Source organism: Bacteroidota bacterium (assembly GCA_035506275.1).
Lineage (GTDB): Bacteria > Bacteroidota > Ignavibacteria > UBA10030 > UBA8401 > JAGVPT01.
In genome coordinates this window covers 44,852-66,185 of sequence record DATJPT010000018.1, presented here as the reverse complement: position 1 = coordinate 66,185, position 21,334 = coordinate 44,852, and the positions used below count along the sequence as shown (strand labels likewise).

Below are 21,334 nucleotides of genomic sequence, written 5' to 3'. Positions count from 1 at the left end.
TTTGTTACTTCATTGACATCAGCAACAGCGCCGCTCCGACCGCAATGCGGTAAAAAATAAAAAGATATGTTGTATGCGTCTTGAGGTAACGGAGCAGAAAGGCGATCGACGCATAACCGACGACGCCGGAGACAATGGTTGCAACTACAACATTGGCAACACCGAGATCGTGGAAAAAATGGCGCATTTCATACAACTCGAGCATTCCGCTCGCGAAAACGGCGGGAACACTGAGCAGGAACGAAAAGCGAGCGGCATCTGCACGATTGATCCCCAAAAATAATCCTGCCGTGATCGTCGTTCCAGATCGGGACGATCCGGGGATCAGCGCCAGCGATTGGGCAAAACCGACGATGAGGCTGTCGAGCCAAGTGAGATCTGCCATCTCCTTTTTTCGCGATCCGACCCTCTCGGCCAGCCATAAAATAAGCGCGAGGGCGATGAGGCTTGTTCCTATCACCGTGAGGCTTTTCGTCAGCGTCCCCTCAATGATCTTCCTGAACGCAAGGCCGATCACCGCAACGGGCAAGGTCCCTAAAATTATATACCATCCCATGCGCGCCCTCCCCAGCCCCTTCGACGGCGATTGAATGTATTTCATCCCGTCCACAAAGAATCCCTCGAGGATCTCGACCAGGTCCTTGAAAAAATAGACCACGACGGCAGCCATTGTCCCTATTTGAATCACGGCGATGAACGCCGTCCATTCATCGGGACGGTCGGGATTTATCAAACCGAGCAGAGAGCCGGCGATGGTAAGGTGCGCGGTACTGCTGATGGGAAGGAACTCCGTGATGCCTTGGATGATCCCAAGGAGAATTGAATAGAAAAGAGACATTCGGGCACCGTGATGAGGATGGATAAAAAAAGAGGAGGCGCCTATTCCTCCTCGTAAAAATCACTCTTGAAGATACCAAAATTTTGAAAGCGATGCAAGGATGAGATGAGCAGCGGCGGCGAAAGCGGCGAATATCTTGCAAAAGCGAAGGCCGGGTATGATCCGGCCTTCGTTTCACTTTTTGGACATGCGTCTGAAACTCCGTTTCAGCAACGGAGTAGCCCGGTCACCGCCGATTATTTACTTCACCAGCATCATTCTTTTTATTTGGGCGAACGAACCGGCTTCCAATTTGTAGAAATAGGTTCCAGAAGAAAGACGTGATGCATCGAAGACCTTTTTGTAACGCCCTTGCGGCAGTTGTCCGTCGACGAGCGTTTCAATTTCCTGCCCCATCACGTTATAGACACGCAAACTGACATGCTGCTGTTGCGCAATCGTGAACTCGATCTCGGTCGATGGATTGAACGGATTCGGAAAGTTCTGATGCAGCGCAAAGTCCGTTGGGGGCGAAATTATGACGGTCACCTCGCCCGAATATTTGAACATGCCGCTGTGGTCGATTTGTTTTAGTCGATAGGCATATGTCCCGGCTGAAAGATTAGCGTCCAGATAGCTGTAATTGTGCGGATCATTACATGTGCCGCTTCCGGCAACAAAACCGATCTTAGACCATGTTTCATTTTTACCGTTGCCCGTCATATCGCCGACGTTCTTTCGCTCTATTTCAAAGCCAAAATCATCGACCTCCGTGGCCGTTCTCCACGCCAGAGTGATTGTCAGGTCTTTTGCACTTGCGATGAAACTCGTTAACTCAACAGGAAGACCGATGTCTGTGAGATTCTTTTTCCAGACTCCGCCGCTGTACGTTCCTGCATAAAGGTTCCCGGCATTGTCACAGGCGAGAGAGAGGATTTTGGTTTGAGTGAGGTTTGAATCGTACTTTGTCCAGCTTCCTCCGTTATTTTTTGAGTAGAATACCCCGCTCCCATCAGTGCCTGCGAAAATGCAAGAGTCGTGTTTGATCGCGAGGCAATTGATATAGTTGGTGGTCAAGCCGCTGCTGACTTTCGACCAGCTCACGCCATCATTGCTGGACATGAAAACCCCTCCCCCGGATGTCCCCGTAAATATGCGGTCGGCGGGGGTCCATGCGAGGCAGTACGGTTCACTGGTCAACCCCGATGCCGACCCTTCCCACGTCCAGTGGTTGCCTCCATCTGAGGTGTACTCGAACCATTCGCTGCCTCCTCCTATGTACGCTGCATTGCTCACCCCGGTTGCCAAACAGGAACAAGTGCTGTAGACTATTTCCGTCCATGTCGAGCCGTTGTCCGTGGAACTGTAGACGTTGCCGACACTTCCGGATCCGTCAATCGCAAGAATTTTCCCCGGGCTCGTTATGCCGACCGCATAAATGTCGTCGACCGGAAGATTGTTCGACCCATAATCGCTGCTCAACGAAGCCCAGCTTCCCCCGTCATTTGTCGAGCGAAAGAGTCCGGCTCCATAGGTCCCGGCATAGATAGTTCCGCCAGTGTCAAAGGCGATCGAAAAAACTTCATACACACCATAAAGAGAGGAACCCAAGACCAGCGTCCAGCTATCCCCGTTGTCGGTCGATCTGAACAAACCGTCTGAGTAGGTCCCAGCAAAAATATGGCCGTTGGATTTTATCGCTAGGGCAGTAACTCTTTCGCCCGATAAACCCTTCTGGTACCACTGAGCGTTCGTCGGCCAGGCGACAAAAACAAAGGCTAATAATGCCGCGATATACGTTATCGACTTCATGTCCTTTTTTTCCCTTTGGTATTGTCTGTTGATGCGTTACGGTACCCTTCGATACCTCATCAATACAAACCTGCTGCGCAGGAGAAGGCTTGAACGGGAACAGTAATCGGAGTCCCCAGTGCCGTTTTTTCGACAGAACGCCGGCCTCAACACGAAGCCGGCGTTCTGTTTTTTTGTTACTTCACCAGCATCATCCTCTTCACCTGGGCGAACGAGCCGGCCTCAAGTTTATAGAAGTATGTGCCGGATGAGAGACGTGATGCGTCGAAGACTTTTTTGTAACGCCCTTGCGGGAGTTGTCCGTCGACGAGCGTTTCAACTTCCTGCCCCATCACGTTATAGACACGCAAACTGACATGCTGCTGTTGCGCAATCGTAAACTCGATCTCGGTCGATGGATTGAACGGATTCGGATAATTCTGGGCAAGCTGGTAGCTCGATGGACGGGCAAAGTCGTCGCTGGCCACTCCGGTGGTATTATCCAGGACCAGGTCATCGAACATAGCATACGAGCCCACATGCGCAGTGCCGCTTCCGTTATCTTCCATCGATATCAACAACGTACATGTATCCGCGGTGGTGTTCGGATCCATGACCATGCCTACGGTAAACGCCGTGTATGCAGTGGTAGAAGTTGTAAAGCGTTTGTCCCCCGCACCGACATCCACCCCCGCCTTTGATGCGAGCATGGTGACAGACATTGCGTCTCCGCTATCCGAATGCAATTGGTACCAGCCTCTCAGTGTGAACGTAGCGCCGGTAACTGGAATATACTGTGTTATTGCGCCTGGATAAGCAGCGATGCCAAAATACAAATACGTGTTGAGCTTTAATGCGTATGAGCCGCTGTGAGCGGTCGTGGTCTTGGTGGAGGCGGAGGCATCGGTAACCCAGTTATTCGGCACATTATTCGTCCACGATTCGAAACCTCCGTTCTTGATAAAATTAGTTTGGGCTGATGAGATCGCACTGAGGCATAGCGCAACTGCTATTACGCGATAGAAAGTTTTCATGGTTTGTTCCTGTCTGGATAAGTGATGAAGGCCATCTTTTGTGAATTTAGTGAAATAGCTCCATGACAAACATCCTCCCCGTCGAATATCTCCAAATAAAAAAGCCTCTCCCGGCATTCGCCAGCAGAGGCTTCTAATTTCTCTTCGCTATTTATTCCCCGCACTCAGGAGTCCCCGCTTGGGAGCTGGGGTTGGATGGAGAAATATCCGTCAAATCTAGTCGATTGTCAAGGAAACAATGCGACCGCCGTCACGAAATAGTCAGATTTTTTTCACTGCATTCTTGACTTCGAAGGCGGGACATGCGGTGCCATTGATCTCTTGGCGCCGGAAACCGGCGCCCGGTGCCTGTCGATCCAATACGCCCAAAGGACCAGCAGCCACACCGCCATCGCAACAATTGCAAGAACAGTAACGTTCGGCGGCGGACCCCCCGCAATATTTCCTGCCGCGATAATGACGAGAAAAGCGATAAACGACCAGAACGCATAGACCCCGATCCGGTCGAGTGGTGATGTTGTGCGGAGGTACAAAATGATTCCTACAGCAAAAAGTCCCGCCTCGACAAGAATCGTCGCAGGAACGGAATTCCACAGACCCAGGCCGACATACAATTTCATCCCCGGCATGATCTGCAGGTCGGGACGATGAGAGACGAAATCGAGCGCCCAATGACTCAAAACGCATATTCCGACGATCCAAGCATTTCTCGCCGAGCGGCGCAGGGCGTAATATGTTAAACCAAAGGCAAGAGACCATCCGATGCCCGTCAGGAGGCTATGGGAGATCGGATAGTCGTAGAAATCGAGCGGCGTATATGCAGTGTCCCCCGGAGCGATGCGGACATGCTCCAGACCCAGCAGCAAAAATACCGGCCAGAGCAGGTCGACGAATTGCGCCGCCATGATGAGCGTGCCGAGCGAGACCTTTGGCGCCGCTTTTTTGGCTCCTAATGCGACAGCTATATGTCCGATAAACATCCGATCCTCCTTTACTAGTTTGAACCATGAAGACTTAGGGAGACTTAGAACCCATTTTGTGCCTTCGCGGCTTTGTGTCCCTCATAATATGTCGCCGATTCCGAGCGTCAACGCAAGTGATCGCGGCGCTTTCCCCCGCCATGTCAGGTCAACGCGAAAGAGGTCCAGGATCCTGCTCAAGCTTACTCCTCCCTCATAATACCAGCCATTCGTCGTGTTGAACGTCGGCGGCCCCGCCAACGCCGACGGCGTGAGCCACGATTGCGCAACGGACCCGAATACGATCACCTCCAGATTACTTTCATAGAGGAATGGAATTCCGCTTGCAAGGAAGGGCAAACGTCTGAAGTTATGCTCGACAGAAAGGAGAACGAACCGGTCCCCGGAAAATTCTTTCACCCCCGCGGCGCGCAGTCCGCCGAACCACGCCGATCCGATGTAACTCGATTCAAGGTTGAACAACCGCTGCGGCAGACGGTCGCCGCTAAGAATTCCGCCGTTAAAACTGATCGACAATGTCGGATTGAAGAACAGGCTCATATCGTACGTTGGAAATTTCGCCCTCAAGCCTCCCGCAATTCTCGTGAACCCGAAATCGCTGTTCATCAGACTCTTCGACGAATACTCCACCGACGTGTGGGCTGTAAGATACGGATTGCTGAAAAAATACTCGGTTTCACTCCCGTAGTTGGCGGTCAACGTCAGCGCATGAAGCGTTCCGTCAGCGATCGGCGGGTTGGTTCGGAATGTCCGATCCCGATCCAACAGGCTATACTCCGTAATATTTCTCAGTGAGGTTTGTTTCTCATCCGTGAAACCGAGCTGTACCTGAAGGTCCGGCGTTTCGCCGCGCCGGAGAAAATTTCCTTCCACAAAACCGTCCCAGCCTCTTGAAAGGAAATAATCACGGTAGTCGTCCTTTGAAAAAAGCGAACCGAGAAGTATTTGAAAATTATCGTAGTAGCCCTCGTCGGGACGGTTGTCAAGTTTCCGGTAAACGTCCCCTCCGATGCCGAAAGAACGCCCGGAGTCGGGGTAGTATGTTCCGCCGGCGGAATATTTCCACCGCTTGTCGTCGAAGCCGTATCCCAGACCGCCGCGAAGTGCGATAGCGTTGGTCACCGAGTCGATATCGAATTTTCCGCCGGCGAACAATCCTTCCACACGGTTAAAGCGGAGGTCGGCATACGAGAGCACGCTGAGGCCTCCTCCCAAAAAATTCAGCGCCTTTGTCCTGTTGCCGATCTGTTTTTCGAGCGTGGCAGTGCTGTCCAATGTTTTGTAGGCGTGTTCTTCGTCCGCATTGAGGGGCAAAAGCGGATGTTCGCGCCAGTATGCCGAATCGAACCGCGCCGCCTCCGGCGCGACCGTAAATCGCGGCAATTTGGCGACGCTGTCGGGGAACTCAGGGTTGATGGCGTAGTCGGACATCACCACATAACGGGCAAAGGAAAATTTGAGGAGGGATAGCCCCATCAGGTTCAGGCTCGCTTTTCCCTTGACTCTATAATCGACCGGCATCCAGAAGCGGTCTTCGTACAAACGGAATTGCTGCAGGTAGTGGAACGAGACATCTTTCAAAAAGGGAATCGCGTACGCTTCATTCGGCTCAAAGTCGACATCGATGACCGCGTAGCTCCTTTCGGCGATCGAGATATTCCCGCGGAAGAGCGGCCTCAGGCGGGATTTTGGAATAACACTGATGTCGTAGACATCCATTCCATCCATCGTCCTCGTTCGGATCAGCTTGTAATCATAGAAGGAAAATGCGTTGGGAGAGGTCGGGCCGATGAATTTGAATCCCCCCGTCACGATCGTATCGTCGTTGAAATTGGTCACCTGTCCGACCCGGTTGACGATCTCTCCCACGCCGAGATTTTTCGTTTGGCGTTTCTGATGAACAACTTCTCTCAGCGAATCGTTTGACCGCCAAAAGAGGGTAAGGTACGATTCGGTAATTGCGCCGACGGCGGTATCGAAGTTGACGGTCAGGCGGCTGTATGCTTCGCACCGGAATGTCCTTAAGGCCCCCATCCACCGCGGCTTGCTCTCGATCGCCCGGCGGATAATTTCTATCGCCGGGTCCTCGTCGGTGACCACAACCTCCGACATCTTGATCGCCTCCGGCTGGAGCGAAGCACGAATTTCCATGCCGCCCGGGGGGAAAGCGCTGACCGTGTCCGAACGGTAGCCGAGATAGCTGATGATGAGAAGAGAATCCCCGGAGAGATGCGAGAGCTGAAACTGCCCCCGTTCGTTGGTGATCGTTCCCATGTTGGACGGACCGGCGACACGGATCGTCGCCGCGGGGAGCGGCTTGCCCGTCGACGCATCAAGGACGACGCCGGAGACCGTGGAGGAGGTCTGAGTGAAGACAACGAACGGGAAAAATGCCAGAGTCAGGAGGATCAGAATGCGATGAAACGCCATGGAGAGCGACTCTCCCCTGTCAGCCGTTGATGGAAAAAAATTTAACAAAACAACGTAAATGTATAAATCTATCACCACTGATACAATAAAAAAACTCCTTCAGCGCGCTCACCGCGTTCAGGTTGCATCTCCTCCATTTTCTTCCCATATTCACGTGAAGAATATCCGTCCTTGAATGAGTAGGATCTCCGATTACATAGCAAAGCTGGGAGAACGGGACAGCAGGATGATGAAAGGGGGAATTTTTTTCCTCTTTGTGTTCCTCATCGCTTTGATGTTTCCGAGCGGCGAATCGATCGAAGCCGATTATCACGTCGGTACGATCTGGACCGACAAAGACCTCATCGCCCCCTTCCTTTTCCCGATCTACAAGGAGGAGCGGGATTATCAGCAGGAACGAGCCGCCGCGGCCCAGAACGTCCACAAGGTTTTTGAGGAGGATGTCGCCGTTTCGCACAGCAGCATCGACTCGCTTGAAAAATTCTTCAACGAGCTCCAAGCGGTCCTCGACACCCGCGCCGCACTTTTCCGACAGCGGGAGTTCTTCCAAAAGAACAAGCGGGCGAACGGCAGAGAACGCGCCGTCGACTCGGCGGCCTTGAGCGGCCGCATCCGGAACATCCCCGTCAGCATTACTGCAAGCGAGTGGGAGACGCTGCAGCGTCTCCGGTTCGCCGACGCATTCCCGAACAATCCCCGCTATCAGTTCTCGCTCCGGCGGCTTCGCCGGGACGTGCTGCTGGTGGTGAACGAGATGTACCTCCAGGGAATTCTCAACGTTCGCAAGGAGTCGGTCGGCTCCGGCATCACCATCGCCCTTCGCAGGCGGACCGACGAGCAAATAACCCCGATCAGCAAATTTCTCGACGTCGACGACCTCGGCCGCGGCGTCCAGCAGACCTTCATCTCCGGTTACAAAAAAGAAAATGACACCGTGTCGATCGCGGTGAAGATCGCACTTTCGTTCCTATCGCCGAACATTATTTTCCAGAAAGACCAGACGGATAAAGAGATCGCCATCGCGATGGATGAAGTACCGCGGACCGTCGGGATCGTCCAGGAAAATGAGCGCATCGTCGCGACGCACGAACGCATCACGGACGACGTAAAGCTCAAGCTCGATTCGCTCCGCAAAGCGAAGGCGGAGCGCGGCGCCGATATCAATAAAGTGACGACCTTCGCCGGAAAATGGCTGCAAATTTTCGCCATCTCGTTCTTGTTCGGAATCTATCTCTACCTCTTCCGCAAGCGGATCTTCCACGACAACTCAAAGATCCTGCTGATAGCGCTCATCGTATTGTTCGAAGCGCTGCTGGCGTACCTTACGCTCCGCATCAGCGCGGACGCCCCGATCGAACTGCTCATCATCGTCCCGGCCGCCTCGATGCTGCTCGCTATCATCTTCGATTCGCGGGTGGCGTACTATTGCACGGTGACGATGGCGTTTATCGTTGCGGGCATCCGGGGAAACGATTATTCGATCGCTTTTTACTCCGTCATCGCCGGCTCGCTGGCGGTCTATACGGTGAGGGACATCAAGCACCGGACGCAGATCTTCCGCTCGATCATTTTTATTTTTCTCGGTTACCTTGTCTCGATCACAGCGATGTCGCTCGAGCGCTACGACACGCTCACTTCCCTGGTCAATCAACTGACCATGGCGGCCGCAAATGCCGTTTTCTCCCCCGTGCTGACGTACGGGTTGCTGATTTTCTTTGAACGTTCCTTCCATATCACCACCGATTTGACGCTGCTCGAGCTGTCGGACTTCAATCAACCTCTGTTGAGGGAGTTGTCGCAAAAAGCTCCCGGCACATTCAACCACAGCCTGAATATGGGGGCGCTCGCGGAATCCGCGGCGGAAGCGATCGGCGCAAACTCAACGCTCGCCCGCGTCGGCGCTTATTACCACGACATCGGGAAAATCACCAAGCCGTCGATGTTCGTCGAGAACCAGCTCGGGGCCATAAACCGGCACGAAAAATTCAGCCCGAAGTTCAGCGCGCGGGTGATCGCCGCACACATCAAAGACGGCGTGACGCTGGGACAGGAATACGGACTGCCCGCCGCGGTCACCGATTTCATCCCGATGCATCACGGCACGACGAAGATCGGTTTCTTCTACGAACAGGCGATGCGCAAAAAGGACAATTTCGAGACCATCGATGAAGACGACTTCCGCTATCCCGGCCCGAAACCGCAGACAAGAGAGACGGGGATCGTGATGCTCGCCGATGCGGTGGAGGCGGCGACACGGTCGATCGACAATCCGACCGTTCAAAAGATTGAAGAACGGATCGACGAACTCATCAAAGCTCGTTTCATGGAAGGACAGCTCGACGAATGCGACCTGACGCTCCGCGACCTGACGCGCATCAAAATCAGCTTTGCAAAGATCCTCACCGGCATCTATCATTCCCGCATGCAATATCCGGAGCAACGGCCGGGGCCTCCCGAGCCGGGGCTGCAGGAAGATAATCCTGTCCCAATCAAAAAAGAGAATCCTGATGTCCCGCTTACGCGACCCCGCCGCCGTCCGGCCGGCAAACGCCCGAAGCAGTAAGCAGCATGAAGTCCGACATAGAAAAGTTTTTCCGGTTCCTGCAGCTTGAAAAAAGTCTCGCCGCAAACTCCATCGAGGCCTATCGGCACGACATCGACCGGTATGCCGCATTTCTTGAATCGCAGCGTATCAATTCGGCGGAAAAGGTCCGGGCGGACGACGTCGGCGCATTCATCCGGGAATTGCACCAGCTCGGACTCTCCTCCAGGAGCATCGCACGCAACCTCTCCGCCGTCAAAAGTTTTCACAAATTCCTCCTCGGAGAAAAACTCGCCTCCGCCGATCCGGCACAAAGCATCGACCTTCCAAAACGGGGAAAATTTCTTCCCGACGTCCTGAGTGTCGGCGAGATCAACAAGATCATCGAAGCAACGTCGCAAAAAAAAGAAGACGAAAAAAAGCTGTGGATCAGGGACCGGGCGATTCTAGAAACCTTGTATGCGACCGGAATGCGAGTCTCGGAATTAACCGACTTGAAACAATCGAACGTCTTCTTCGACGACGAGTTGGTGCGCGTCTTCGGCAAAGGTTCGAAGGAGCGGCTGATCCCGATCGGAAAACCGGCATTGGACTGGATGCGGAAATATCAGACGGAAGTGAGGGGAAAACTTGCAGGCTCGCACGCCGGCAACAACGCGGTCTTTCTCAACTGGCGAGGCAAATCGCTCACCCGGGCCGCGGTGTGGAACATTGTGAAGGAATATGCGCGCATCGCACGGATCGAGAAGGAAGTCCATCCGCATACATTCCGGCACTCGTTTGCCACCCATCTCCTTGAAGGCGGAGCCGACCTTCGCGCCGTGCAGGAGATGCTCGGCCATGCGGATATTTCAACGACGCAGATCTACACGCATATCGACCGGGAATTTGTCAAAGCCGAGCACAGGAAGTTTCATCCGAGAGGATGATACTTGACTTTTTTTCGTTTTTTTTGCTTCATAATACATATAAAGACCCGCCGGCACGATTGTCCGAATAGCGAGGGCACGCCGACGGGCTTTCTTGTTTTTTTGAGAAGATCGGTATCGTATGATCGTCATGAAATTTGGGGGCACCTCGGTTGAGGATGCTGCCGCAATTAAAAACGTCACAGAAATTGTCCGGAAGGAAATTCCGCGCCACCCTGTCGTGATCGTGTCGGCATGCGCGGGGATCACGAATCAACTGCTGAAAACGGCTTCGCTCGCTTCGAAAGGAAAAAAAGACGAAGCCCTGCAGAACGTGGCGGCGATCGAGGGACGGCACAAGAACATCGCCAAAGAACTGTTCGATGCCGACACCGCAAAATTTCTTTTCAAGCACCTCTCGGCCTTTGCCGAAGAACTCGCCGCGCTCGTCAACGGCGTGGTGATCCTCGGCGAGCTGACTCCCCGTACGGTGGATATGTTCGCCTCATACGGCGAACGGATGTCGTCGTTCATCATTCATCATTACTTTGAAGCGCGCAAGATGAGGTCGTTCCTCGTCGACGCCCGCTCGTTCATGATGACGGACGACCAATTCACCAAAGCGCTCCCCCTTTTCGATGCCGTCGAGCGGAAATTGCAGGAGATCGTCAGGCCGAAGGTCGAAAACAACTACGTCGTCCTCACCCAAGGGTTCATCGGTTCGACGCACGCCGGCATTACGACGACGATCGGGAGGGGCGGCTCCGACTATACCGCCGCCATCGTCGGTTCGCTCCTTGACGCCGAGGATATTCAGATCTGGACCGACGTCGACGGTATTCTCACCTCCGACCCGAGCGTCGTGAAGGACGCCAAGAAGATCAAGGTGATGTCCTTTAACGAAGCGGCCGAACTCGCCTATTTCGGCGCGCGCGTGCTGCATCCGGAAACGATCCTGCCGGCCGTGAAGAAAGACATTCCGGTGTACGTCTTGAACTCAAAGCGCCCCGAGTCGACCGGAACGCTCATCATCGCGACGCCGAAAGTAGGAAAAGAGTGCGTCGTCAAATCCATCGCGTACAAGGAAGGCATCACGCTCATCAGCATCGTCTCGACGAGGATGTTCCTTGCGCACGGTTTTCTGGAGAACGTGTTCGACGTTTTCCACAAATACGAGACCGTCGTTCATACCGTTGCCACGTCGGAGGTCAGCGTCTCCGTCACCATCGACAACGTCACGAACCTTGGCCCGATCCTGCAGGAGCTGAAAGCGTTTGCGACCGTCAGCGTGAGCGACCGAAAAGCGCTCGTGTGCGTCGTCGGGGAACAATTGAAACATAGTCCCGGAGTCGCCGCAAAGGTCCTCGGTTCGATCACCGACGTCAACGTGAACATGATCTCCCAGGGAGCGTCGGAGATCAACATCAGCTTCGTCGTGGACGAAGAGCAGGTCGACGAAGTCGTGCGGCGGCTTCACAAGCAATTTTTTTCGGACGTCACGCATTTAACGGAAATTTTCGAATAGCACAGAAGAGGATGAAAACGTATGAGGGAGTATAATGTCGTCGTTGCCGGCGCCACCGGCATGGTCGGAAGAAAAATGATCCAAGTGCTGGAAGAGCGGGACTTTCCCGTGAAGCAGCTCATCCCCCTTGCCTCGAGCCGGTCGGCAGGGCAAAAAGTGAAGTTCAAAGGATCGAATGTCCGCGTCGAAGAGCTGACGCATGAAGTTCTTTCCCAGAACAACATCGAGCTGGCGCTCTTTTCCGCGGGAGCTTCGGTCAGCAAGGAATTCGCTCCGACGGCGGCCATGCACGGAACGCTCGTCATCGACAACAGCAGCGCGTTCCGCATGGAACCGGACATTCCGCTCGTTGTGCCGGAAGTCAACCCGAAAAAAATTTTCGACCACGTCGGGATCATTGCCAACCCGAACTGTTCGACCATCCAGATGGTCGTTGCCCTCAAGCCGCTGCACGACCGCTTCAAAATAAAGCGCATCGTCGTCTCGACGTACCAATCCGTGACAGGCGCAGGAAAAAAAGGGTACGACCAGCTGATGAAAGAATTGAACAAGGAGGAGATCGTCGCGAAGAAATTTCCATACCAGATCTCGTTCAACTGCCTCCCCCACATCGACGACTTCCAGGATGACGGCTACTCGAAGGAAGAGGTCAAGATGATGAAAGAGACGCAGAAGATCATGGGGGATGATTCGATCAAGGTGACGGCGACGTGCGTGCGCGTACCTGTTATCGGCGGCCACAGCGAATCGGTGAACGTCGAATTCGAAAAACCGTATGACCTTGTAGAGGTGCGGGAGATCCTGCGCAAAGCCCAGGGAGTCGTCGTGCAGGATGACCCGAAAGACAAACAGTATCCGATGCCGATTTGGGCATACGACAAAGACGAGGTGTTTGTGGGACGGCTGAGACGGGATGAATCGGTGAAGAGCGGCCTGAACATGTGGATCGTTTCGGACAACATCCGCAAGGGGGCGGCGACGAACGCCGTCCAGATCGCCGAGGCCTGGATCGCCGGAAAGCAGGATTAGCGGTTCACAGCACCCCGCCGGCGTTCGTTAGATTTCGTTTTTGGACCTCGTTCCCAAACGGAGTTTGGGAACGAGATGGAACCTTTGTTGAGATAATTTTTTTATCCACTGAAAAAAAAATAACCGTTGGCCGATCATTTCAGATACGAACATCAGGAGATGCTTTGCGAAGACGTCAGGATCGCCGACATCGTCAAAAAGGTCGGCACCCCCTCGTACATTTACAGCAAGGCCTCCTTTCTTGAATCGTTCCGCGAATTCGATACTGCTTTCGCTGGCATCGACCATCTTGTCTGCTATTCCCTCAAAGCAAATTCAAACTTGAACGTCTGCCGCATTTTTTATGATGCGGGAAGCGGCATCGACTGCAACTCCGGCGGGGAATTCTACCGGGCGCTGAAGGCCGGAGTCGATCCGCGCCGGATCGTCTTCACGGGCGTGGGAAAAACAGAAGAAGAGATCGGCATGGTTCTGAAACATCCGGTCATCATGCTCAAAGCCGAATCTGTCCAGGAGCTGCAGCGGATCAACGCCATCGCCGGGTCCCTGAACGTGAAAGCTCCTGTCGGCATTCGCGTCAATCCCGACGTCGACCCGAAAACACATCCATACATCTCCACAGGATTGTCCGAAAACAAGTTCGGCATCGATTCGGCGCGGGCCCTCGAAGCGTTCGAGCTTGCGGCATCGCTGCCGAATCTCCGGGTGACGGGTATTGACATGCATATCGGCTCTCAGATCACGATCGCCGGTCCGTTCGTCGAGGCGTGCAAGAAGTTGGCCGAACTCGCGGCATCGTTGAAACGCCGCGGAATCTCGATCAGCCATTTCGACGTCGGCGGAGGCCTTGGCATTTCATACAACGGCGACCCGAGCACGACGCCGCAGGAGTTGGCGAAGCAGCTCCTCCCGATCCTTAAAAATGTCGGGTGCAGGATTCTGTTCGAACCGGGAAGATATCTCGCTGCCAAAGCCGGAATTCTCGCAACAAGAGTACTCTACACAAAACAAAACAGGGATAAAAATTTCATCGTTGTTGACGCTGCGATGAACGATCTGCTTCGTCCAAGCCTCTATAAGGCGTTCCATGAGATCAGGCCCGTCGTGAAAAAAAATTCAGGGTCGATCGTTGCCGATGTCGTCGGACCTGTCTGCGAGTCGGGAGATTTCCTGGCGCAGGGGCGCGAAGTCCAAAAAAGCGAGCAGGACGACCTGCTGGCTGTTATGTCCGCGGGAGCCTACTCGTTCGTGATGAGCTCGAACTACAATCAGCGGCGGCGCGCGCCGGAAGTCATTGTCGACGGGAGTAATTTCTATGTCGTCCGGGAGCGGGAGACCTACGAAGACCTGGTTGCAAAAGAGCACCTGGTCGAGAAATTGCTGACCCGCATTTGATCATATTCTCAAGGGCTTAGAGAAGGGCCCTTCGGGAATTGCAGTTCGTTTGACTTCGTCGCTGCAATTCGTTAGCTTTTATTGATGCCAACCCCCAAAAATCAACGTATTTCTGTATTGCTTCTGCTTGTGTACGCGATGGGCTTATTGCTTGTCGCTCCGCATGTAGATCTTGACGGTATTTCGGGTACCGGCAAAACAGAACTGGCCGCACACGCCGATGCGGATAATTGCAAGCACATCCCCATTTCGCAGCTGGATTCGTGCGCCCTTTGTTCTTCCGTTGAGGGGAGAGCTATCCTCACTCCAGCCCCTTTTACGCTGGAGATTCTTGACACGGCGCCGGTTACACTGGTCTTCGCTTTTTCTACTTCATATTCATTTGACCTCTTAAATTCTTTTTCCCTCCGCGGTCCCCCCGCCCTTCTCGCTTAACAGCCATTCACGTTAACTCTCGTTCAAGAGATACGGAATAATTATTCCGTTATTCTCATACTCTATTATTTTTTGAGGGAAAAATTTTATGCGTTCCATTCTTGTCTTTATAGCATTCTTGATCAGTGCAAACTGGCTTTTTGGCCAGACCGGTCTGCAACCGGAAAAGGGAGCGGGGGATCAGAACTCTCAGCCTGGCGGAAAAATCTTTGCGAGACCGGTCCAGATTCTCTCTTCCGAAGAAAATGGCATGCCTGCGGCTGGAATCCTAAGCCCAGAAAAACCGAGGAATGATGCCGATGAGCCCCCGGCTGACGAAGGCCGGATGCAATTCCGGGTTTCGGTCAATGACGCCGATGGGAACGCCCCTATTGAGCTTGCGCGCGTTGCGCTATCACAAAACGGAAAATATGTTACCTACGCCGTGACAAATCCTGCTGGTCAGGCTCGGTTTCGCGATATCAATGCGGGCAGCTACCGTATCACTGCCTGGTTTGTCGGTTATGACACGTTCGTTGATTCGATCATCATTAACAAAGAACACAGCACTTACAAGATTGCGCTGCATTCGTTGGGAACCCAAAAGGAAGTTGTTGTCGTTGGAGAGCGGGAACCGACCTCATCGACGATCAACCCGATGACCGCGAATCAGGTATATGAATCGGAGACGTTTCACGCTCCGCCTACGGTCCGGATGACAAACGTCATCCAGGAAAATCTCATGGGTGCGGCTCGAGCTCCTACCGGAGAAGTTCATGTGCGCGGACAACACGGCGAGTTTACATATTATGTTGACGGCATTCCGGTTCCGCTGGGAGTCTTTGGAGGGTTGAACGAAGTTGTCGATCCTAAGGTAATTGACCGAGCAACTTTTATCACCGGCGGTTTTCCTGCAGAATACGGCGGACAAATTGCAGCAATCATAGACCTCAATAATAAGGTTCCAACGGGCACATTCCACCTCGACGCTTCGACGTACGCGGGCAGTTATCTGACACTCAACGGGACAAAGTCTTTTTCACCTGGCACACCAGGGACATCTGCGTCGGCTGGAGATACCCTCGGCAGCAGAGTCGGTCCGTTTCGGGCTCTGAATTCAAACGGACAGGATCTCTCTATTAGCGACCACCTCGGAAAGCTGGGCTTTTTCCTTTCGGGTTCACGACAGGAGACTGACCGACGTATCGATCCGCCCACCCCGGATATTTTTAACGACCATGGGTTCGATTATTTCCTCTACGGAAAATTCGACTATATCCTCAGCGACAACGAATATCTGACTGCCAACCTGAATCTTGGAAAAACCAACACACAGGTTCCCTACGACTCCGTCGAAGGGATCGCCAAAGATATACAACAGACGTCGAATTCATTCCAGACCTTATCGTATTACAATACGCTGAATTCTGAAATCGATCAGGAATCAAACCTTTTTATCGGAGCTTATGCACGGGAAGGTGAGCTCATTTACACGCCGGGATCGATCGACCCGCCGAATTTCCAGTTTGCGGGAGACACTGTTGACAATTACTTGCTTTCCGAAGACAGGACCTTCACGACGGTCGGCATGAGAACCACCTTCGACAAGCGACTGGCGCACGAGTTCATGTACAAAGTTGGTCTCAATTTCTCAGCCACAAGCGGTAAAGAGGATTATTCTTCAAAAGACTCAGCCCAAAATCCCGGCCCCAACTCCAACACAAATTTCAATGGATCCGATTTTGGAGTATTCGGCGAGGTTGAATATCACCCCGTTGAATGGACATCGTTTGAACTCGGCGCACGCTATGACCAGCACATAGCCCCCGATGCCCCGCTCCAGCACCAACTCAGTCCCCGAATCCGATGGAATTTCCTCATCGATGAAAACAATACCGCATACTTGTATTACGGTAAACTATTCATGCCGACGAATATCGAAGGACTAAAAACCATCGCTCTCAATGTCAGCAACACGCTTGTTCCGACCTTGCCGGAGAGGGATGATTTTTATGAAGCCGTCTATACGCACGGATTCGATTTCGGACTCCGCAGCAAGCTGGCCTACTTCTACAAACATGCGACGCCTGGAGTTGACGATGAAACTGTCGGCAGCAGCGCCATCAAGACTCCGGTCAATATCGAAGATGTGTACACACAGGGAATTGAGCTCGGACTCACTTACAGTCTCCCTGAGACTCCTTTTTCGGGATTCATGAACGGAGCACTTACGCATGCGTATGGAACGGGGCTTCTCAGCGGCGGGTTTTTGCCGTTTGACACCGATGGGGACGGAACGGACCTCGACCATGATCAGAGGCTTTCCATTACGACGGGCGTCAACTATCAACCACGAGATTGGTTCTGTAATCTTGTTGGGATTTATGGGTCGGGTCTTTCCAACGGGAACCCAGACGCTGTTTTCAAAACCGGTCTCTTCGATTTCAATACGAATGCACATACAACTCCATCGTGGATCTTCAATATCGCTGTCGGCCATACAATTCACCTTGAGGGAGGTTCTTCGCTTGAGCCGTCACTCTACGTGACGAACCTGCTGGATCACCAGCACTTGATCAAAGGCGCATATTTCAGCGGAGCTAGCTGGGAAGAACCCCGAAACGTGGTGTTGAGAATCTCTTATCACATGTAAGCATGAATACCTGATGCAATTGAAAAACCGGGGCTTTCATCAACCGATGAAGCCCCGGTTTGTTATGGAGAGTCCCGGCATCATCACAGACGGTAACCGAAATGTTCCAAACGAAAAGCTGGTCTTCATGGAGAGATCACAACTGAGAGAACATCGAATAGAACTCGTCCGTCTCGCCACAATGGTTGTTGCACTCATGCTGAGTTGGCTGAAAGTTTTGACGCCAATTTCATCTTTTGACTTCATTGCTCTTGCGGCAACTCTTGTTGGCGGCTTTCCAATGTTCGAAGAGGCGTATGAGGCGATCCGTGAGCGCCGAATGACGATGGAATTGTCAATGACCATCGCAGTCGTTGCAACGCTTATCATCGGGCAATTCTTTACCGGCCTAGTCATAACTTTCTTCGTCATTTTCGCAGAGCTCCTTGAGCATTTAACAGTGTCACGGGGGCGGAATGTGATTAAGAAACTCATTGGCTTGCTTCCGAACAAGGCTACGGTCCGTCGAGATAGTAATGAACAAGAAATTGCAATCGATAATCTCAGAGCCAACGACACTGTCATCATAAAGCCGGGCACTCGAATTCCAGTCGATGGAATAGTCATCAAGGGAAATTCGTTTGTCGACCAGTCTTCAATAACCGGTGAATCCCTCCCAGTTGAAAAGGTTGAAGGCAATGAGGTCTTCGCCGGGACAATGAACAAATCGGGGATTCTCGAAGTTGAAACACATCGTGTAAGCAAAGAAACGATATTTGGAAAAATCATTGAGATCATTGAGCAGGCGGAGCATTCAAAGGCGCCAATTCAAAAGGTAGCTGATATACTCTCTGCACGTTTAGTGTATTTCGCCTTTGGGGGCGCTATCGTAACTTTTTTCGTGACCCGCAACATCGTTTCCGCAATTGCTGCGCTTATTGTCGCCGGAGCGTGCGGTGTTGCCGCAGGGACACCGCTTGCGATTCTTGCGGGAATTGGGCGAACTGCTAAAGAGGGAATCATCGTGAAAGGCGGCGTCTACCTTGAACTGCTCAGCAAGGTGGATACCATTGTCCTTGATAAGACCGGCACCCTGACATTGGGAAAACCGCAGGTAATTGATGTCCGGAGCTTCAATGCTCTCGCCATACAAGATGTGTTGCGGCTCGCAGCTTCGGCAGAACAGCACTCAGAACATCCTCTCGGGAAAGCAGTGGTCGAGAGGGCAAGGACGGAACATCTCAGAATAGAAGAGTATTCGGAAATAAAATATTTCCCGGGACAGGGACTTGTCTGCCGTATCGATGGAATGGAAGTGGCGCTTGGTAATACTTCATTCTTTGAGGGTCGGACTATCGGTCTTGACTCGACCGCGATCAACTATGTCGCTGAAAGAAAAGATCGGGGGGAAACATGCATTCTCGTCGCCAGCGAAGGAAAAGTCGTCGGAGCAATTGCTATTGCTGATACTCTCCGCGCAGAGGCAGAAAAAGCGGTCGAAGAGATGAAAAAACTCGGTTGTCACGTGGTACTCTTGACCGGCGACTCATGGGCAGTGGCAAGATCAGTAGGCAAGAGGCTTCACGTTGACGAAATCTTCGGTGAAACGTTGCCGGAACAAAAGCTGGGCAAAATTCGCGAACTGGAATCAAAGGGAAGGAGCGTTGCAATGGTCGGCGACGGCATCAACGACGCTCCCGCTCTCGTTGAAGCAACTGTCGGCATCGCCATGGGAACCGGAACTGAGGTTGCCCTTGAGAGCGCGGATATGGCACTGACAACAGATAACCTAATGAAGATTGTAGAAGCAATGAAGATCAGTAAACAGAGCTTGCGGGTCATCATGTTCAATTTTTGGGGGACGGTCATTGTTGACGTTGTTGGTGTGTCTCTCGCGTTTTTCCAAATTCTCACTCCTCTCTCCGCCGCATTAATTCACGTAGGGTCTGAGTTGGGATTTATTTTGAACTCGGCGAGGTTATTAAGAAAATGAAGCATACGCCGCCGTATTTCGTCAACTATCACACAAACACAATGTCTGCAAACGCTGATGATGAGGTGAAAGGGTGCTCTCGATGCTAGTGCGGCAAGGACAAAACAATTGAATTTACTTTCAGGGCGGTCAATTGCAGTTATCTTTTTTTGCGCCGGGCCGGCGGCTCTGTGTCAAAACGAAATTGTATTAGGCTCAAATCAACCGCTCCGAGCTCATAGTTACCAAGTTCTGGAACAATTCAGAGGGGGCGGACAAGCGATTGCCGCGCATGATATGTGCGGATTGCCTGCACTTTCATTTGCGATCAAAAATCGAGACCGCCTCAGTCCTGAGGTGCGTTCTGCTTTAGAGACTATTTTAGACCGCCCGGCCACGCAAAAAAGCATCTTGTCGGGACGATTTCGGGTTCATTACGATACGACCGGGACAGACGCCCCCGCGATGCTCGATTCGCTCTACCAGAAAATTCCAGGTACCGCTGACCAATATGCCGATTCGGTTGCGGCGATTGCAAATTATTGTGAAACATTTGAGACTCAAACATTAGGGTATCTACCGTCACCGGCAGATGGCGATGCTGGCGGGGGGCCGGAGTACGACATTTATGTGGCATCCATCGGCCCTCCTCTTTATGGCTTCACAACTCCGGACAGCGCTCTTGTCAGCAAGCCGGATGGAGAGACCTACACTTCATTTGTTACTGTTGACAATTCGTTCCAATGGGTAAATCCGCCGGTCAATAGAGGGATGCCGGCTCTTCGTGTAACTCTCGCGCATGAACTTCATCACAGCATTCAGATCGGTGCGTACGGCTATTGGACAAGCGACATATTTTTTTATGAACTCACTTCCGCATGGATGGAAGATGTTGTTTTCCCGGCGGTCAAGGACTATCTCCAATACACGAGTTCGGTTGAAGGCCAGTTTGCAAACCCCCAGGTACCATTCAATTCTAATGACTTCATCATGTACAGCAGGGCCATTTGGGGACATTTCATTGCCAAGCGATTCGGTCTTGATGCAATGCTGCAAACGTGGAGAGACATCAGCCTCGTACCGCCGCTTCAAGCTATCGATATGGCCTTAAGCGCGCCGCCATACAACTCTAGCTTCAAAAGCGCTTTTGCGGAATGGACGGTCTGGAATTATTTTACGGGTGCACGCAGCGATTCTCTGCATTACTATCCAGAGGGTGCGCTTTATCCGGAAATTGTTTCGATACCTATCTATTTTGCCCCTCCGTCACAATCATTAGGCGGAAGCCTTTTCGCTTTGTCATCAGCCTACTATGACGTCAGCGATGGTACGGAAACATTGCCGTTTCTCATCTCGAACATCAACCTTGACTCCGGAATTGTCCGATATCCGTTGACGTTTCCGTACTCGTATTCCCTCGTTGAAAATCAGAACTCCCCCCTTTCATCGAACCTTACCGTCTCAGATCCCTCAAACTGGTACAGCATGTTTCTCGTCGGTGGAAATACAATTCTCGACCCATTCCCCGATCCCTTCCGACCAGACGGATCAAGAGTAGTCAATCTTCCTGTGAACGGAATGAGTCCTGTAACTGGGACCCTCTCTATTTTTTCGTCCGACATGAAACTTGTATATTCCGGGACGCTAAGCACAAGGCCATCGACCCTTTTCCGCGGGCAAGTATTCCAATGGAATGGAATAAAAAGCGACAACTTCATCGCATCATCGGGAATCTACATATACTTTATCCAAACCCAAAGCCAATCCATTAAGGGCAAGTTCGCGCTGCTAAGAAAATAAATTCCAAACTCAATTTTTCCCCAAAAGGGGATTAACTGCCTGCCAGAATTGGGATACAGAGAAGT

Annotated in this window: 14 protein-coding genes; 9 read left to right on the top strand and 5 right to left on the bottom strand. The window is 52.4% G+C overall.

The window, feature by feature from the left end; all coding sequences use genetic code 11:
* Nucleotides 1–4 precede the first annotated feature (4 nt).
* The 5 genes from uppP to VMF88_12765 all read right to left on the bottom strand — a co-directional run bounded on the left by uppP (nt 5) and on the right by VMF88_12765 (nt 7,052).
* A complete protein-coding gene (gene uppP, locus VMF88_12785; protein ID HTY11935.1) occupies nt 5–838 on the bottom strand; it encodes an undecaprenyl-diphosphatase UppP in 834 nt (277 codons plus the stop codon).
* Nucleotides 839–1,078: 240 nt separating this feature from the next.
* Entirely contained in the window at nt 1,079–2,629 is a 1,551-nt protein-coding gene (locus tag VMF88_12780; GenBank protein HTY11934.1) for a T9SS type A sorting domain-containing protein, read from the bottom strand.
* A gap of 176 nt (nt 2,630–2,805) precedes the next feature.
* A complete protein-coding gene (locus tag VMF88_12775) occupies nt 2,806–3,642 on the bottom strand; it encodes a T9SS type A sorting domain-containing protein (protein ID HTY11933.1) in 837 nt (278 codons plus the stop codon).
* A 272-nt stretch (nt 3,643–3,914) separates the two neighbouring features.
* Nucleotides 3,915–4,622 (bottom strand): hypothetical protein, encoded by a 708-nt coding sequence (locus VMF88_12770; protein ID HTY11932.1) that lies wholly within the window; start codon nt 4,620–4,622, stop codon nt 3,915–3,917.
* An 81-nt stretch (nt 4,623–4,703) separates the two neighbouring features.
* Nucleotides 4,704–7,052 (bottom strand): DUF5686 family protein, encoded by a 2,349-nt coding sequence (locus VMF88_12765; GenBank protein ID HTY11931.1) that lies wholly within the window; start codon nt 7,050–7,052, stop codon nt 4,704–4,706.
* A 175-nt stretch (nt 7,053–7,227) separates the two neighbouring features.
* On the opposite strand from VMF88_12765, the gene VMF88_12760 reads away from it, so the two are divergent.
* The 9 genes from VMF88_12760 (at nt 7,228) to VMF88_12720 (ending at nt 21,269) form a co-directional block, all read left to right on the top strand.
* Complete coding sequence (locus VMF88_12760; protein ID HTY11930.1) at nt 7,228–9,615, top strand: HDIG domain-containing protein; 2,388 nt, start codon at nt 7,228–7,230, stop codon at nt 9,613–9,615.
* A 5-nt stretch (nt 9,616–9,620) separates the two neighbouring features.
* A complete protein-coding gene (gene xerD, locus VMF88_12755) occupies nt 9,621–10,523 on the top strand; it encodes a site-specific tyrosine recombinase XerD (protein ID HTY11929.1) in 903 nt (300 codons plus the stop codon).
* Between the two features lie 121 nt (nt 10,524–10,644).
* Nucleotides 10,645–12,027 (top strand): lysine-sensitive aspartokinase 3, encoded by a 1,383-nt coding sequence (gene lysC / locus VMF88_12750; protein HTY11928.1) that lies wholly within the window; start codon nt 10,645–10,647, stop codon nt 12,025–12,027.
* Between the two features lie 21 nt (nt 12,028–12,048).
* Nucleotides 12,049–13,056 carry an aspartate-semialdehyde dehydrogenase gene (locus VMF88_12745; GenBank protein ID HTY11927.1) on the top strand — a complete coding sequence of 336 codons (1,008 nt, stop codon included), beginning with the start codon at nt 12,049–12,051 and terminating at the stop codon, nt 13,054–13,056.
* A 126-nt stretch (nt 13,057–13,182) separates the two neighbouring features.
* Nucleotides 13,183–14,451: a diaminopimelate decarboxylase gene (gene lysA, locus VMF88_12740; protein ID HTY11926.1), complete on the top strand. Its 1,269-nt coding sequence runs from the start codon at nt 13,183–13,185 to the stop codon at nt 14,449–14,451.
* Between the two features lie 84 nt (nt 14,452–14,535).
* A complete protein-coding gene (locus VMF88_12735) occupies nt 14,536–14,886 on the top strand; it encodes a hypothetical protein (GenBank protein ID HTY11925.1) in 351 nt (116 codons plus the stop codon).
* Between the two features lie 88 nt (nt 14,887–14,974).
* A complete protein-coding gene (locus VMF88_12730) occupies nt 14,975–17,518 on the top strand; it encodes a TonB-dependent receptor (GenBank protein ID HTY11924.1) in 2,544 nt (847 codons plus the stop codon).
* 13 nt (nt 17,519–17,531) lie between these two features.
* The gene (locus tag VMF88_12725; protein ID HTY11923.1) at nt 17,532–19,490 is read left to right on the top strand and encodes a cation-translocating P-type ATPase; all 1,959 of its coding nucleotides are present in this window, start codon (nt 17,532–17,534) and stop codon (nt 19,488–19,490) included.
* Nucleotides 19,491–19,880: 390 nt separating this feature from the next.
* Entirely contained in the window at nt 19,881–21,269 is a 1,389-nt protein-coding gene (locus VMF88_12720; protein ID HTY11922.1) for an MXAN_6640 family putative metalloprotease, read from the top strand.
* Nucleotides 21,270–21,334: the final 65 nt, after the last annotated feature.

What these genes read in the sequence shown, in the direction of transcription:
- uppP (HTY11935.1), bottom strand. Translation starts at nt 838, where the DNA reads ATGTCTCTTTTCTATTCAATTCTCCTTGGGATCATCCAAGGCATCACG.
- VMF88_12780 (HTY11934.1), bottom strand. Translation starts at nt 2,629, where the DNA reads ATGAAGTCGATAACGTATATCGCGGCATTATTAGCCTTTGTTTTTGTC.
- VMF88_12775 (HTY11933.1), bottom strand. Translation starts at nt 3,642, where the DNA reads ATGAAAACTTTCTATCGCGTAATAGCAGTTGCGCTATGCCTCAGTGCG.
- VMF88_12770 (HTY11932.1), bottom strand. Translation starts at nt 4,622, where the DNA reads ATGTTTATCGGACATATAGCTGTCGCATTAGGAGCCAAAAAAGCGGCG.
- VMF88_12765 (HTY11931.1), bottom strand. Translation starts at nt 7,052, where the DNA reads ATGGCGTTTCATCGCATTCTGATCCTCCTGACTCTGGCATTTTTCCCG.
- VMF88_12760 (HTY11930.1), top strand. Translation starts at nt 7,228, where the DNA reads ATGAGTAGGATCTCCGATTACATAGCAAAGCTGGGAGAACGGGACAGC.
- xerD (HTY11929.1), top strand. Translation starts at nt 9,621, where the DNA reads ATGAAGTCCGACATAGAAAAGTTTTTCCGGTTCCTGCAGCTTGAAAAA.
- lysC (HTY11928.1), top strand. Translation starts at nt 10,645, where the DNA reads ATGATCGTCATGAAATTTGGGGGCACCTCGGTTGAGGATGCTGCCGCA.
- VMF88_12745 (HTY11927.1), top strand. Translation starts at nt 12,049, where the DNA reads ATGAGGGAGTATAATGTCGTCGTTGCCGGCGCCACCGGCATGGTCGGA.
- VMF88_12735 (HTY11925.1), top strand. Translation starts at nt 14,536, where the DNA reads ATGCCAACCCCCAAAAATCAACGTATTTCTGTATTGCTTCTGCTTGTG.
- VMF88_12730 (HTY11924.1), top strand. Translation starts at nt 14,975, where the DNA reads ATGCGTTCCATTCTTGTCTTTATAGCATTCTTGATCAGTGCAAACTGG.
- VMF88_12725 (HTY11923.1), top strand. Translation starts at nt 17,532, where the DNA reads ATGCAATTGAAAAACCGGGGCTTTCATCAACCGATGAAGCCCCGGTTT.